Annotated in this window: 10 protein-coding genes; 5 read left to right on the top strand and 5 right to left on the bottom strand. The window is 44.7% G+C overall.

Translation table 11 applies throughout. From position 1 onward, the window contains the following. Positions 1-275 precede the first annotated feature (275 nt). Entirely contained in the window at positions 276-476 is a 201-nt protein-coding gene (locus tag F6K63_RS05520) for a hypothetical protein (RefSeq protein WP_008179798.1), read from the top strand. A 393-nt stretch (positions 477-869) separates the two neighbouring features. Here the strand turns inward: F6K63_RS05520 and F6K63_RS05515 are convergent, their stop codons facing one another. After that, positions 870-3,254 (bottom strand): tetratricopeptide repeat protein, encoded by a 2,385-nt coding sequence (locus F6K63_RS05515; RefSeq protein WP_287311171.1) that lies wholly within the window; start codon positions 3,252-3,254, stop codon positions 870-872. Positions 3,255-3,334: 80 nt separating this feature from the next. Here F6K63_RS05515 and F6K63_RS05510 point away from each other — a divergent pair, with 80 nt between their 5' ends. Beyond that, entirely contained in the window at positions 3,335-3,529 is a 195-nt protein-coding gene (locus F6K63_RS05510; RefSeq protein ID WP_287311169.1) for a CsbD family protein, read from the top strand. 68 nt (positions 3,530-3,597) lie between these two features. Here F6K63_RS05510 and F6K63_RS05505 read toward each other — a convergent pair whose 3' ends face one another. Both F6K63_RS05505 and F6K63_RS05500 read right to left on the bottom strand, forming a co-directional pair. Then, complete coding sequence (locus F6K63_RS05505; RefSeq protein ID WP_287311167.1) at positions 3,598-4,812, bottom strand: glycosyltransferase; 1,215 nt, start codon at positions 4,810-4,812, stop codon at positions 3,598-3,600. Between the two features lie 510 nt (positions 4,813-5,322). Beyond that, positions 5,323-6,552: a glycosyltransferase family 4 protein gene (locus tag F6K63_RS05500; RefSeq protein WP_287311284.1), complete on the bottom strand. Its 1,230-nt coding sequence runs from the start codon at positions 6,550-6,552 to the stop codon at positions 5,323-5,325. 241 nt (positions 6,553-6,793) lie between these two features. Here F6K63_RS05500 and F6K63_RS05495 point away from each other — a divergent pair, with 241 nt between their 5' ends. The 3 genes from F6K63_RS05495 (at position 6,794) to F6K63_RS05485 (ending at position 9,389) form a co-directional block, all read left to right on the top strand. Then, complete coding sequence (locus F6K63_RS05495; RefSeq protein ID WP_287311165.1) at positions 6,794-7,753, top strand: glycosyltransferase family 2 protein; 960 nt, start codon at positions 6,794-6,796, stop codon at positions 7,751-7,753. A 276-nt stretch (positions 7,754-8,029) separates the two neighbouring features. Further along, complete coding sequence (locus tag F6K63_RS05490; RefSeq protein ID WP_131827057.1) at positions 8,030-8,245, top strand: hypothetical protein; 216 nt, start codon at positions 8,030-8,032, stop codon at positions 8,243-8,245. Between the two features lie 427 nt (positions 8,246-8,672). Continuing rightward, positions 8,673-9,389, top strand: coding sequence for a biliverdin-producing heme oxygenase (locus tag F6K63_RS05485; protein WP_008179810.1), 717 nt, complete (start codon positions 8,673-8,675; stop codon positions 9,387-9,389). A gap of 328 nt (positions 9,390-9,717) precedes the next feature. On the opposite strand, the gene F6K63_RS05480 is transcribed toward F6K63_RS05485, so the two are convergent. Both F6K63_RS05480 and mfd read right to left on the bottom strand, forming a co-directional pair. Beyond that, a complete protein-coding gene (locus F6K63_RS05480) occupies positions 9,718-10,074 on the bottom strand; it encodes a Mo-dependent nitrogenase C-terminal domain-containing protein (RefSeq protein WP_008179812.1) in 357 nt (118 codons plus the stop codon). A 1,574-nt stretch (positions 10,075-11,648) separates the two neighbouring features. Then, complete coding sequence (gene mfd / locus F6K63_RS05475) at positions 11,649-15,536, bottom strand: transcription-repair coupling factor (protein ID WP_287311164.1); 3,888 nt, start codon at positions 15,534-15,536, stop codon at positions 11,649-11,651. Positions 15,537-15,685: the final 149 nt, after the last annotated feature.

Raw genomic sequence — 15,685 nt, 5'->3', positions numbered from 1 at the left:
TGATAAAAACCAGGTAAAATGATTGCTATTGTTGGTTAATATAATTAATATTATCACATTTTAGCCATATTATTGCTAAAAATATTAACTAAAAATTAAGTAAAATAAGTTAATATTTGTCTACAATTAACGTTAGATTATGCTTTGTCAAGCCTATGCAATAGCTTTTTTATACAAACCCTAAAACTTCCCAAAAAAACTTTTAAAAAACCTTGACAAATTAAATATATAATTATTATAATAATCATTGTAAATCCAAGTTGATTTTTTTCACAATGTCAGAAAAATTTACTCGCAATTTCAAGAAACAACCGACTCAGCACACTCTCAAAGGTACTCGTGAATCAGTAATTTATAGTATGCAAATGTTTTATTCCCTAGGCTATGCCGAAATCGCGGAGTGGACCCCTCTAGAACCGACCGATATTCCAGGAGAAGTAATTACTACTATGACCAAGTATTGGTTATTGCCATAACACCTTAACTTTCTGGGGGGGTTTCCCCCCCTTGGCCTTGGGTTTAGGAAATTTCTGACATATGTGATTGACATAGCCGTGGATAGTATTTCTACGGCTATTTTTTTGGCGTTCCTGAATAATAGAATGATTTTATAGCAGTCGCCAGGGCAGTTAGGACATGACAAAAGTCTCAAACCTAAGTAAGCGCAAGAGTTTGACTTCTGACTTCTGACTTCTGACTTCTGACTTCTGCTATAAGAGTAGGTGCGCGCCTCCAAGGGCGCGAGGGATTGCTCGGGCCCTTGGGTCGCACCTGTAGAATGGGCATCTTGCCCGTTCGAGATCTGGTAGAGCGGGCAGGATGCCAACTCTACTGCTATTCATTACTTGACTGACGCAACGCCAATTTTATTATTCAAAACGCTGATGCTTGGGTGACCAACGCTTAAAGCTATAGTTATTCGGTTCATCAATGACTATAGCCGCAGGACCGCCATCCCCTAAATCCGCGATCGCAGTCATGGAAGTGCTGGAATCTTGGGAAAATTCGCTGTAGAGTAAAGCTCCTGTGTCAGAAAAAATCATGGTGCGGGGTTTGTAGATAGTAGTTGCCCTATCTGTATCTATCCCGTCATTATTACTATCCGAGAGACCAACGTCGGTAGATTCTGAGGTAACTGATATTTCTTGATATAAGGTTATGACCGCTTCTGGCTGGTTGTTGCCAGTCAGCTCGATCGGTCTAACTGACCAATGCCCAATCTCCTGAAGCATCATTGGTAAACTAGGAAGCGGTCCTGGCGAGAACTGACCACTGTTGATTAACTCCTGCCAGAGTACTGGCAGCATGGCTGACACCGAATCGGGGTTAAGGTGGTAGAGTGCTGACAAAGTGATCGCACTTGGGTCTAACCAGCGCAGTCCCGTATCGGTGTGTGCTAGCAGGTGCTGATTAGAGCCATCAACAGCTAGGGCTTCACTAGGGAATTTGCCACCTGCTGCCAACAGCTTAATCATCCCTTCCTGGTAGGAAACCCCTTTGACCGTAGCTGTAGTTGATTGCTGGATACCATTATCACTCCAAAGGCTAATCCGAATCTGGGGGTCAACGTCTAAGCCCAAATATCGCCACAATCGCTTTCCCTTGGTCAAAGTGGGCAGCCGTAAATCAGAAAAGGGCATCCACCGCCAACCCTGACCATCATGAAATGCTTTTACCTGTACTTGATACCAAACTTCCTCGGGGTTTTTTTGTAGAGTGACGGAGACAGATGGACAAGGGGACAGGGGTGAAACTGCTATACTCTCTTCCTCTGCTACAGACACCAATTCAGTACTTTCCTGTTGCCTTTGGCAGTGCTGTTCTCCTATTCCCCCATGTCCATCTTCCGGTTGCAACCAATCCGTTGCGTTGACAGTTTGAATTATTTCTGAATTGCCAACCAGTTGACTGAAGTGCCTGACAATAGCTGGAACTGGGTTTAAGGCATTTTCCATATGGTTGAGGAGTTGGTAAACCTGGGGATTAGTTTGGGGTAATTCCTTCACCCATGCGATCGCTTTTTGAGGGTCTTCCTGGGCTGCCAAAATCAACCCTCCCCAAGCTTGTACATTGCTGTCATCAGGATTCACTTCTAGTGCTGCTTCTACCCGCTGCCACAATCCCCCAGAATCGCTCTTTAGCATAGTGATAATATCCCCCAACTGAGCACCATCCACTGCCGTCTGAAACACTGTTTTTGCCTCTCCCCAGCGACCATCCAGGAGATAGGCAAAGATAGCGGCACTGGCACTTGCCCAAATTTGATTTGCCTGAGACTCGGTGACCTGAGCGTGCAGTTTCACCAAATCCATTTGGGCTTGAGCCTCTGCTGACCAGTGTTTTGGTTTCTGTTGGTTCAACCATTGCCAAGCATCAGACCACAAACCATGACGTGCTAGGCTTAAACCATTGCGATAGAATTTAGTATCTATCGCTGTTTGGGCCAGGGAAATTTCCTCTAGATAAATCGGATTGGGGACAAAAGACCGAGGTTGAATTTGGTAAACCTTGAACTGGGGTTCCAAGCCTACAGTATGATTAACCACTAATTCTGGACTAGCACCACCGGTCACTTCCTGCCAATAGGGAGGACCTTCATTAGGGCTTTTCCACTCCAACATCATACTCAGGTGTGTCTGGTCTGGATTGTAATGAATAATTTGTCCATAGCTCTCGGGTGTATTCTCTGAGGCCACGTGACCCGAGAGGTTGAACCAAAACCCTTCCTCTAGAGCTTGTTCATCGAAACGATCGAGTTTGGTTAAAGGTAGTGAACGGGAGACACTAGCATCATCCGATCCTGTGTTCACTTGGGTAGACAGCACAAAATATTCGACCGGGGCAGTGATAGGCAGCTGACTAACTAGCTGATAATACTGCTGTTCGCTATTGCTTTGTTCAAGGGGCTGATAGACTCTGAGTTCCACAATCTGGTTACAATTACTTTGGCATGATGGTGGTGATGCCAAAATCGGTAGCAGCAACTCAGAGTTAAGGGCAACGGGTGTGCTCGCCGTTAGTCCATTTTCACGAATCTCCCCTTGAATTTGGGCAAATGTCTTGGCAGATGAGGGAACAATCTGGGGGATACGAGCCCAACTCGGCAAAATGTGATTGATCCAGACAATCGAATCAGGGTCAATAATTAACATAACCGCCACCCAGATACTACCGGCAATGATACCGCTAGTGGTGATTAAGGCAGCGATCGCGCCAATGGTTGTTAACCAACCACCTCTACTAGACTTTTGCACTGATGTTTTAATAGTTTATCTTTCTACTTTTTTCCTAGTTTGAAAAAAATGTTGGCGGCAATATAGCAGTTCTAAATTCGGTGAGGTACATGTTGGATTTTAGGCAACAGGCAACAGGCAACAGGCAACAGGCAACAGGCAACAGGCAACAGGCAACAGGCAACAGGCAACAGGCAACAGGCAACAGGCAACAGGCAACAGGCAACAGGCAACAGGCAACAGGCAACAGGCAAATTCGTCATTCTGCCTTGCTCACTCTAAACCCTACACCCTAAACCCTACACCCTAAACCCTAAACCCTACACCCTAAACCCTACACCCTAAACCCTACACCCTAAACCCTTCAACTTGTGATTACCTGGTCATATAGCTCACCAGAACGTTCCCAAGTATATTTCTGTTCAATATACGCTCGACCATTTTCAGACAGTTGTTTACGGAGTTGGCGGTCTTCAAATAATCGACTAATGCCATAAACATATTCTGTTGTATCATTTGCTCGCAATGCCCGCAAAGGGACATCCCCGCCATCAACTGTCAAGCCCTCCAAACCGCGATCGCTTCCCACGACAGGTACTCCTGCTGCCATCGCTTCCAGAGTTTTATTTTTTACGCCAAATCCACTTTGCATGGGCACCACAAATATAGTTGCCTTATGAAGGTGGTCTACTAAAGAAGGCACTGCGCCAGTTACACTAATCCCTTGGATCTCCTCTAAATCTAGCACCGCTTGCACCGGTTTGGGTCCGACCAATTCTAGCTTGGTATCAGCATAGCGCTCTGTAATTGCTGGGAACACCTCTAGGCTAAAATAACGAGCCGCTTTGATGTTTAGTGGGTTATCCATCGCCCCAGTAAATACTAATCTGTGTCCACCAGGATCAGAGATGCGCCTGGGAAATAAATTAACATCAACCCCATTAGAAATCAATGTAATTTGACTGTCTAGCTCAAAGGATTCTATTTGCCGTCTATCTTCTGCTGTTGTGACTACAATGTCTGTGAATTTAGCACAATATTGCTCTTCATAGCGACGTAATAGGGGCAAATTTAACTGGTCTTTCAGCTGATTGTCTGATGTTTTGGTTTCCAGCTTGTCCAGAGATTTCCGGTATACAGAATGATGAATATTCACCAAAGTGCGCAGCTGCTCCCGCCACTCTGGTCGCACATAAATTTCATTGGCACTGTGTTCACAGGTAATCAGGTCAAATTGTCCCGCCTCTACAGCCTGATCCAGCCATTGCTGCATTGCAGTTGAGTAGAGTTGGAGTACTTTCTGGGGCGTTCCCTGTTGCAAAATGGTACTCCAGCGCTGTAATTTCTCCTTTATGCCTTGCTCTTGTTCTGATGCTTGGGGTTGGGGAAACATCACCAGTTCTTCCACCCACTGCTGCAATTTTTCTACCTCGATGTCCGTGATATCCTCAGAACGTTGAGTAACCAAGGTTATACCATGACGCTTACTCAGGTACTTAAGTAAATTAAACGTCCTGACCTGAGTTGCCCCCCGGGTTGGCGGATAGGGAAAGGTGGTGGAGATCATTAGAATCTTCATAGGACGTTACTACTTTGAGCAATAATTGACCACAAGGAAAGGACAGGCAATAATTCATGCTTATCTCACTTTTTACATGAGTTAAGCATCAATTTATTTATACTAGTTAAAAAAATTATAAACTTTTATTAACATTTCGTCATTTTAATTTACTCCAACTTCTTATTGTATAAAATAGGTGATAATCGATATTGCCAAGGTTGGGGTTTTTGATAATTCTGATTACTTCAGAGTAATTCCCGATTACCTATTACCCAAAACCCAAAAAACAACGACAAAGAACACTACCGAAACAATCGGACAGTATAAAAGTATTATATCTTCATACCAATACATTTATACTAATTGTGAATTTTCCTCTAGAAAATATAGTTAAAAATTCAAATTTACCGATTTACCAACACCAAGTAGCCTAATCTCTCTATGACTTGCAGTGACGGTGATTTAGAGGGGTTTGCCACCGTCACAGAGTTTCCCTACTCTCGGAAGTTTTTAGATGAACATATTCCACTAACTCCTAAGCACTGACTGAGCTAGGGCGTTTTCGTAGCATTGACCAGCCCGATCCCAGGTGTATTCATTCTCGATCAATGAACGCGCGTTTTGAGACAACTTTGCTCGCAGCTGTGGGTCTTCAAACAAACGAGTGATGGCACTAAGATACTCCTTAACATGATTTGCCCGCAATGCTCGCAGAGGTGTATTGGCACCATCAACTGCCAGTCCCTCCAAACCGCGATCGCTTCCCACTACAGGTACCCCAGCCGCCATTGCTTCCAGAGTCTTGTTTTTAATGCCAAAGCCAGTCCGCATCGGTACCACACAGATAGTTGCTTGATGGAGATACTCTACCATTGATGGCACACGACCGGTGACCGTAATTCCCGACAATGCTGCCAACTCCAAAACTGCAGGTACTGGTCTTGCTCCGACCAGGTCCAGGCTAGCATCTCCATAGCGTTCTTTAATGGCTGGAAAGACCTCCAAGCTGAAAAAGCTTACAGCATCAATGTTGGCTCGGTTATCCATAGCTCCAATAAAAACTATGCGATGTCCCCCTGGGTCAGCAGTGCGTTGGGGAAATTGAGTCAAATCCACCCCATTTGGAATCACCACAATTTTACCCGATGGCTTGTAGGCAGCTATCTGGCTTTGATCCTCCGGTGTTGTGACCACAAGACCAGTAAATTTGGCACAGTATCGTTCCTCATAGCGGCGCAACAGGGGTAAATTTAACTGGTCTCTGAGCTGATTTTCCGAGGTTCCTGTTTCCAACTGATTACGGAACGTACCATAAACAGAACTGTGAATATTCACCACCGTTCCCAGCTGCTGTCGCCATTCCGGTCGTACATATATTTCATTTACACTATGTTCACAGGTAATAATGTCAAACCTTCCAGCCGCCACAGCTTCATCCATCCATTGCTGAATGTCCGGGGAGTAGAGATGTAGCACACTGGGGGGGATGCCTTGGCGAATAAAATTACTAAATCGCTTTACTTTGCCCCAGATTCCTCCTGAGGGATCACAAGGCTTTGGTTGGGGGAAAACCACCAATTCATCTACCCATTTCCCTAGTTTTTCCACTTCCTGATCCGTGACATCTTCTGAACGTTGAGTAATCATGGTGATATCATGACTTAACTTAAGATGTTTTAATAAATTAAATGTCCGTACCTGAGTTCCTCCCCTAGTGGGGGGATAAGGAAAGGTGGCAGATAGCATGAGAATTTTCATCATATCTTCAGGTTAGGTAAAAAAGCGATGCAGCGCGGTCTTGGGGGTTCCCACGGGGCTTACAAGGTGCGGACGCAGGTTCCGCACACAGCCCCTCCCCATGAGCGACTGCATCAAGACATTGCTATAAGTCATATCTAGTTCGTTGTAACCGGACTTGATATCAGGCATCCAATAGGATAAATTTATGTCAACAAATCAATGAATTGAGTGGCTTGATAGTTTCATATATAACAATACAATGATTCAACGAGTCCCCAAGGTTAGTGTATGTATTCCTACATTCAATCGCGTTAATTTACTTCCTTATGCGATTGACAGTGTTATTAAACAAACGTATCAAGACTGGGAATTAATTGTCTGTGATGATGGTTCAACTGATGACACTCCTGAGTTAATGTCCCAGTATCAGGATAGCCGAATTAACTACATCCGTCACCCCAAAAATATTGGAAAAAGTAATAATATGCGCTCTGGATTTGATGCGGCATTGGGGGAATATTTTATTAAATTTGATGATGATGACCGGCTGACACCTGAATTTTTAGCCAAAACAACGGCTATCTTAGAGCCAGACCATAGTATTGATTTTGTCGGGACAGACCATTGGGTAATTACCATCAATAATACTAGGGATGAATCAGCTACCAAATTAAACTCTCATAAGTGGGGAAGAACTAACTTAATCAAAGGGATTGTTGAGAATTTACTTGAAGTTGTTTTTATTCAGCAGAGCTTTCAAATTGGCGCTACGTTATTTCGGATGCAGGCGTTTAAAGACTTGGAATTTATGCGTCCTAATATCCAAAATTGTGAAGATAATGATTTATTTGTTCGGCTGGCTATTGCGGGAAAGAAAGCCTATTATTTACCCGAATTATTAATGGAATATCGATTCCATGCCCAACAGCAAGGGATTAGTCGAGCAATTCCGTATTTAAAGGATAAACTGCATTATCTAGAAAGTTATAACTTTGAGTCAGAAATGTTGGAGACAGTTAGGCGATCGCGCCTGACGGAAACTAAGCTACTACTAGGATTGCGGCTGATTGAAATTGGACAAACATCAACCGGACGTGAATTAGTTTGGTCAGGAAAAGCTTGCTCCCCCTCAAAAGCTTGGGTTGCTTTGGTGTTGTCCCTATTGCCAGAAGGGTGGCGTTCTCAGGCGTTTAGTGTGTTGCGTCAATTCAAGGAATAGACTCTCTGGGAATTCGGGGCTAGAAAAAATCTGATTAAACTGCCAAGGCATTGGCAGCCTCACCATGGTGAAACAAATTTCCACTCTCTTGGTGCCCGTTCCCTTGGCGAGGTTCCCTTACGCCTTGTCGCACCCCCTTTCACAAGACTGCTTGTAAGCATATGCGCTACGCGCACGCTACGCGAACAGCAGTCAGCAGTCAGGCGTCAGCTTATTTTATTCAAAGCACCTCAAGTAGCGATGCAGTCAGCCAAAGGGGAGGCAGAGGTGCGACCCGTGGCGAATTTAATTCGCCTACGGAAAACGCACCATTACGGTCTTGGGGAGGCAGAGGTGCGACCCGTGGCGAATTTAATTACGGGTCAAGCGCACCATTACGGTCTTGGGGAGACAGTGCCGACCTGCGGGGGTTCCCCCCATGAGCAACTGCCGTGGTTTTGGGTCTGTAGACCCAAAACCACTCGCTTTTGGATCAAGACAGCGTGCCCGTAGCGCATAAACACCTCAAGTAGCGTGGCCACAGCCCAATCGCTGAGAGCTCAGAGCTCTCAGCTGATGGCTGATGGCTGATGGCTGAGAGCTGATGGCTGACGACTGCCTAAGTATTTTTACTTAAATAATCCTGGTGTCTTGCTAGTTTCTAGAGTTTTTTGGATGGTTGCGACAGTTGAGCCTTTGAATCTAGCATACAACTTCTCCCTTCCCCCCTCTGTGTACTGATCAAACCGTTGCTAAACTGATCAGTTTCAGGATCTATGAACTTGCTCTCTGACCGTGGGGGAGATAGAATCTCGGCTTGACGTAAGAATTCTTAACAAAATTTTTCATTAAATCAGTTTACTCTAATAATTTGGAAAGATATTCGCTTGTCTGTAAGTAGTAATACAAATACCGTCAACTTTAGGAACAAAAATAAAGAATGAGTACCAATTTAGCCACCAAGTTACGTGAGGGGACAAAAAAATCCCATACCATGGCAGAGAATGTGGGTTTTGTCAAGTGCTTTTTGAAAGGAACCGTTGAAAAAACCTCCTACCGGAAATTAGTATCCAACCTTTACTTCGTCTATTCCACGATGGAAGAAGAGATGGAGCGCCATCGGGAACACCCCATTGTTTCAAAAATCTACTTCCAAGAGCTTGATCGGAAAAAGAGCCTAGAGCAAGACCTATGCTATTACTTCGGTTCTAACTGGCAACAGCAAGTAGTACCCTCAGTGGCCACTAAAGAGTATGTCCAAAGAATTAAAGATATCTCTGAGAAGGAACCAGAACTATTGGTTGCTCACTCCTACACCCGCTATTTAGGGGACTTATCTGGTGGACAGATTCTCAAAAAGATTGCCCAGCGGGGGATGAATTTATCAGATGGGCAAGGTACTGCTTTTTATGAATTCAAGCAAATCTCTGATGAGAAGGGATTCAAAGCCACGTATCGGCAAGCCATGGATGAGCTACCCATTGATGATGCCACAGCGGATCGGATTGTGGAAGAAGCTAATGCTGCGTTTGGCATGAATATGAAGATGTTCCAGGAACTAGAGGGTAATCTGATTAAAGCCATTGGTATAATGCTATACAACACCCTGACCCGTCGTCGCGTTCGTGGCAGCACAGAACTGGCTACAGCTGAGTAAGCTTATTGCACAAACTGCGATTAGCACCAAAGATGGGTGGCGACTAATCACCTTAACTAGAAATCAAGGCGATTAGCTTTCGTCTCCTGTGATTAGTTATTAGTAGTTAGTAGTTTTGAGGTAAGCATTCAGCCTATCGCTATCAGCGATTAGCTTATGCGCTAGGTTGAATGCTTACGTTTTGAGTACTAACTACTAAGCACCGATAGCAGAATTAATTACCTAGTCCCAATCTCTGTAACCCTGACATTGTAAGCCTTTGAGTTTTGTGAAATGTGTAATCAACTTTGTGTATTTGCTTAGCCGAAACAGAGAAGGTATACCCCTCTCAAGCGTAAAATTCAATATCCTCTCCACACTGATCCACTAGGTAACACAGAGCCCGAAAACGTAGGCTAGCTAATTGCTCGTAGAGAGGGTTGAGCTTACATAGGGGAGGGATGTGTAGTACTAAGTGACCGAAAAGTTTTAAATCCCGCTCAAAGGGACATTGACCAGGAATAATTTTGGAGAGGAATCTAGCTAGGGTTTGATCTGTAATTTCTATTTGATCCAGCCATCGGCGCACAGGTTTTAGTAAATCAACACGTTTGTTGGGCAGTGGATCACGCGGAGTTAGACTGGTATTGAGATCAGCTACCTGTGAGAGGGATGGATTGGTACTTTGCTTGTTAGTTCTGAACATGGCTATACATCTCTAAATTTAATCAATAAAGTCCTCAGCTAAGGCATTCCTATAGGTGCCCTTGACCTTGGCGAATTAAATTCGCCACGGGTCGCACCTGTGGAATGGCTTTTGCAGAGTTCTAATTAAGTAGGTAGACATCAAGTAATCAAACACGATTACTATTGAGCTGTATTGCCATATTGGCGGTAATTTATAAAAATTTATATAGCTATAATTCATAGCATGTCCGGTCGCCTAGGTATTGTAAAGCTTGTGTAATTAGTAATAGGTAATTGGGATTACTCCCGAGTTATTACCTATTACCACAAATAACAACTATAAACACTACCAAAACAACCGGACATGAGCTCAATTGTTACCACTTAACTTATTAGGTAAGCTTTCATCATTCAGCATTCAGCTATCAGCCATTCTTAATCAGCTTTCAGCTCAAAGCCATAATAAATAAGCTTCTTGAACGCGCACGCGTGGCCTTTTGGCCAGGGTTTTCCATTCTTAAAAAGCTGATATATTACCTTATTTCAAGCATAAAAATACAATGGAAAAGTTTGGTAAAGGTTAAAAGAAGAAAGACCAATCAAACTATGAAATTTTGATAAAACTAATTGGTTGACTGTTGGCTGTTGCTGGTGAACACTCAACAGCCAACATCTTATGACACTACCAAAACAACTGCACAGGAGCTCAAGTGTTACCACTTAACTGATGAGCTAAGACTTCAGCATTCAGACTTGGCTAAAAGCCACGCTACTTGAGGTGTTATCAGCCATTCTTAATCAGCTTTCAGCTCAAAGCCATAATAAATAAGCTTCTTGAACGCGCACGCGTGGCCTTTTGGCCAGGGTTTTCCACTCTTAAAAAGCTGACATTACCCTGGGTAAGCTCATCTAAATTTGTATCAAAAACTACAGATAAAGGTTTAAAGATGGTATTATAATTATAATTTAATTTTAATTAATGTTAACAAACTGCCTATATTCTCAATAATCCTGTTATTTCTTCTGTGATTTGAGAAAGCTGGAAATTTTAATTGCGATTCGACATTACCGACGCGGGGCGCGTGCCCGACGACTTCTTTTTTTCTTGCTCAAAGTAAGCCAAGATATTGGACTCGATAGGACTAATATACTGGTTTTTACCGACGCTTTTACCAACTTCAATGAAAATAGGTTAACTGCTTATTTTCAGTTACAATTTATACTAAATTCTATGAGCTGACCATCACAGCTTACCTGATTTCAAGGACAAAAATACACAACAAAGGTTTGGTAAAGTTTTAAAGAAGAAAGACCAATCAAACTATGAATTTTTGATAAAACTAATTGGTTGATTGTTGACTTTTGCTGGTGAACACTCAACAGCCATCATCTTATATGATCTCATACCAAGTTGCGCTCAAACGTACAACTTTCTCTTCCCCCAATCTTCCCATCTCCCCATCTCCGGATCTACTATCTTTGAATGCAACTCGGTATCAGGATAATTACCCTTAATAAAAACCTCCCCCATCTCCCCATCTCCCCATCTCCCCACACTCCCCAGTTACCAATTACTGATTAGGGAGTGTGGGATTAGGAATTAGGGATTGGGGATTGGGGTAACCCAACCACAGTCGGTTCTGGCAGTGCGCCTTGCATCTTGCCTAACCAGTCAATCAGGCTCTCTAGCTGTTTATTCGTCTTGAGCAGACCTAAACCACGAACCGTAACTTTACCAGGAGAATAGACAAAACGCGATCGCAAATGTTGGGGCAGGTTCTCTTGCAGTAACTTCCAGGCTGGTTCCTCCATGGGTGTTTCTAGGAGAATGTGTTGTTTACCCTCAGGTCGAATTCGGGAAAATCCCAAAGACTTCCCTAACTGTTTTAGCTCCATCACCCGCAGTAATTGCTCTGCCACGGAGGGAATTGGACCATAGCGATCGCTCCAATCTGCTGCGATCTGTGCTAACTCCTTTTGGGAGGCTGCTGCAGCTACTCCTCGATAAGCACTGATTTTTTGGTCTATATCTGGAATATAGTCAGCGGGAATAAAGGCTGTAATCTGAAGGTCAATCTGAGTATCATCTACTTGGGGAATTTCTTGCCCTTGAATTTCCTTAATCGCTTCTTGCAGCATTTCCATGTAGAGGTCAAAGCCAATGGCTTCCATCTGACCGGATTGTTCTACACCTAGGAGATTCCCCACCCCTCGAATTTCCATATCCCGGGTTGCTAACAGATAACCTGACCCGAGTTGAGTGAACTCCTGAATTGCTCGTAAGCGTTTCTTGGCTGCTTCTGAGAGTACCTTCTGGTTAGGATAAAGTAACCAAGCGTGGGCTTGAATCCCCGCCCGACCTACTCGTCCTCGCAATTGGTAGAGTTGGGCAAGACCAAATTTGTGAGCATCTTCGATCACAATGGTGTTGACTCTAGGAATATCTAGCCCAGATTCAATAATCGTAGTACACACTAGGATATCTGCCTCACCGTTGCTAAAGGTGAGCATAATTGACTCTAATTCTGCTGGGTCGAGCTGACCGTGAGCAATGGCGATTCTGGCCTCAAGGATCATTTCCCTGAGTTCCGCAGCAACTTCTTCAATCCCTTCAACGCGAGGTACGACATAGAATACCTGACCGCCTCGGTCAAGTTCCATACGAATGGCGGTGCGGACAGCTTCTGGTTTATAGGGAGATAAGTGGGTTTTAATGGGACGCCGTAAGGGTGGTGGTGTAGTAATTAAACTCATTTCTCGTACCCCCGATAAGGACATATAGAGGGTACGGGGAATGGGAGTAGCGCTGAGGGTCAATACATCTACCTGAGTTTTGAAAGATTTAATTTTTTCCTTCTGGTTGACACCAAACCGCTGTTCTTCATCTATCACCAGCAGCCCTAACTCTCGAAAAGTTACACTCTTCCCGAGCAACTGATGGGTACCTACCACCACATCTAACTCCCCAGTTTTAAGGCGTTGAAGAATATCACGCCTTTCCTGGGGGGTACGAAAGCGGTTGAGTAGACCGACATTGATCGGGTAGGGAGAAAACCGCTCTTTGATGGTATGATAATGCTGCTGAGTCAGGATAGTGGTTGGGGCAAGGAAAGCTACTTGCTTGTTAGAGGTCACAGCTTTAAAAATAGCCCGAATTGCCACTTCTGTTTTACCAAACCCCACATCCCCACAAACTAAGCGATCCATAGGGCGATCGCTCTCTAAATCCCGTTTCACATCCTGTATCGCCTTGAGTTGGTCAGGAGTAGGTTGGTAGGGGAAAGAATCTTCTAATTCCTGCTGCCAAGGGGAATCCGCTGGAAAGCAATAACCAGACTGCTGTGCTCGCTGGGCATAGAGCTTCAGCAAATCCACCGCTACTTTCTTAATACTTTTACGGACACGATTTTTGGTTTTCTCCCAGGTTTTACCGGACATCTTGTGGAGTTGAGGCAAACCGGTACCTGTATGTCGAAACCGAGATAGTACCCCCAACTGATCCGCTGCCACCCGGAGCAAACCATCAGCGTACTTGATCACCAAATACTCACGAGTTTCATTATTTATGCTTAATTTTTCCAGCTTGAGGAACTGACCAATCCCATGATTCTTGTGAACCACATAATCCCCTGGACGTAGCTTATTGGGGTCAACCTGTTGGGAGGCAGCACGGCGGCGCTTACGGATATAACTGGGAGTTGCCAAGGTATGCTGACCAAAGAACTCCCGGTCAGTCACAACCACGATGCGGTAAGTAGGGAGGATAAATCCCTCTAGTTCTGCTAAGCCCGAATATTTGACCGCTACCGCTGTCCTCTGGATATTTAATTTGTCAATAGCTGGGTAATCCCGAGGGTTGGGGACAAACTGGGCAGGACAATCATGTTCTTGGAGCAGGGCAACAGAACGACTAGGTTGGGCAGAAACCAGCCAAATAGAGAAACGGCGATCGCTCTGCTCTCGGAGTACTTCTGCTAGTTTGGCAAACTGGTGGGGTGTTACTGGTACAGAGCGGCTAGCCAGATTAACGGCATTTTGGGTAGTTTCTTCCACCAATTCTGATAAATACAGGATTGGTGGAAGGTTAGTAGGTTGTTCGCGTAGCGTGGCCTTTTGGCCAAGGTTGGCTGGTGGAAGGTTAGTAGGTTGTTCGCGTAGCGTGGCCTTTTGGCCAAGGTTGGCTGGTTGAAGGTTATTAGATTGTTCGCGTAACGTGGCCTTTTGGCCAAGGTTCGAACCTTCAACCTGAAACTGGTTAACCTTCAACGGTGGTGAACCTTCAACCTGAAACTGGTTAACCTTCAACGGTGGTGAACCTTCAACCTGAAACTGGTTAACCTTCAACGGTGGTGAACCTTCAACCTGAAACTGGTTAACATTCAACGGTGGTGAACCTTCAACCTGAAACTGGTTAACCTTCAACTCTAGAGCATGATCAAAATAACGATGGAGACAGGGCAGGGAATGATTCAGTTCCTCTAATTGTTCTTCGGCATGTTCCACCCAGCGATCGCAATGGGCAGCACACTGTTCTGGTTCATCAATGACAATTAAAGTATTTTCTGGCAGGTAATCCAGTAGAGAGGCTGGCTGGTCAAAGGCAATACCCAAGAAACGGCGGCTACCCTCTAAAGATTGACCTTCCTCGAAAGATTCTTGCTCCTGAGGTGAGAGATAAGATTGGATTAGTTGTGCTTTTGAAGTTCTCAGAACTTGGCTAATAATGTGACCAAAATCCGTGGGGGTCAGCACGATGCCGTCAATTTTATCCAGGGAACGCTGGGTTGCGGGGTCAAACTCCCGCAACTGCTCTAACTCATCCCCGAACCATTCCAGTCGCACTGGCAATTCTAAGGCTACCGGAAAAACATCTACAATATCACCCCGCCGACTCCACTGACCTTCTGTTTCCACTAGGGGAACCCGTTCATAACCCAGCTGTGCCAACTTTTGATCAAGGTTTTTGCCATCCCAAGTCATGCCCTGGTTAAGGGTAAGGCAGTAGGGCTTAAAGGCATCGACAGGGGGCAAGTGGGGTTGGAGTGCTGCTTGAGTGGCAACAATAGCCATCCCATGAGTTGAACGTTGAACCAATGAAGGTTGTAAGTCCGAACTTTCAACTGGCAACCTGTCAACCTTCAACCTTTCGACCAAATCTGCCAATACTTGCATTTGTCCCCAGGTCATTTCCGACTCTGGGTCAAAGGGTTCATAGGGGGATGCTTCTGAGGTGGGGTATAAGTGGACTGTATCCCAACCCATGGCTTCCAGTTGGGTTGCCCAGCGACTTGCTTCTTCTAGGGTGCTACAGACTACGAATAGCAGACGTTGGTCTGCCTTGGCCAGGGCTGATGCTACTAATCCCTTTGGCAAACGGGGAATACCATTCAGAGATAGAGACTGTTGGCGATTGAGTTTCGTGAGTAGTTCACTGGTGAGAGGGGAGTGCTCTAGTGTCCGAATGATCGAGGAAAGTGCCATTAGTTCAGTGGGTACTTGACAATAGGGCTTCCAGGATAGCTGTTTCTCTCATTTTACTAGGAATAGCAATGCCTGGGGCAAATTGACTGTTGTTGAATAGGTTAACTTATCTCACCACTGGCATTACCACTGGATGCAGGAGTGTTTCC

This window comes from Moorena sp. SIO1G6, from assembly GCF_010672795.1.
Taxonomy (GTDB): domain Bacteria; phylum Cyanobacteriota; class Cyanobacteriia; order Cyanobacteriales; family Coleofasciculaceae; genus Moorena; species Moorena producens.
This window is presented reverse-complemented; position numbering and strand designations above follow the sequence as displayed.

Bases quoted from the DNA above. Each gene is read 5' to 3' on its own strand.
- F6K63_RS05520 (WP_008179798.1), top strand. From the start codon at position 276: ATGTCAGAAAAATTTACTCGCAATTTCAAGAAACAACCGACTCAGCAC.
- F6K63_RS05505 (WP_287311167.1), bottom strand. From the start codon at position 4,812: ATGAAGATTCTAATGATCTCCACCACCTTTCCCTATCCGCCAACCCGG.
- F6K63_RS05500 (WP_287311284.1), bottom strand. From the start codon at position 6,552: ATGAAAATTCTCATGCTATCTGCCACCTTTCCTTATCCCCCCACTAGG.
- F6K63_RS05495 (WP_287311165.1), top strand. From the start codon at position 6,794: ATGATTCAACGAGTCCCCAAGGTTAGTGTATGTATTCCTACATTCAAT.
- F6K63_RS05485 (WP_008179810.1), top strand. From the start codon at position 8,673: ATGAGTACCAATTTAGCCACCAAGTTACGTGAGGGGACAAAAAAATCC.
- F6K63_RS05480 (WP_008179812.1), bottom strand. From the start codon at position 10,074: ATGTTCAGAACTAACAAGCAAAGTACCAATCCATCCCTCTCACAGGTA.
- mfd (WP_287311164.1), bottom strand. From the start codon at position 15,536: ATGGCACTTTCCTCGATCATTCGGACACTAGAGCACTCCCCTCTCACC.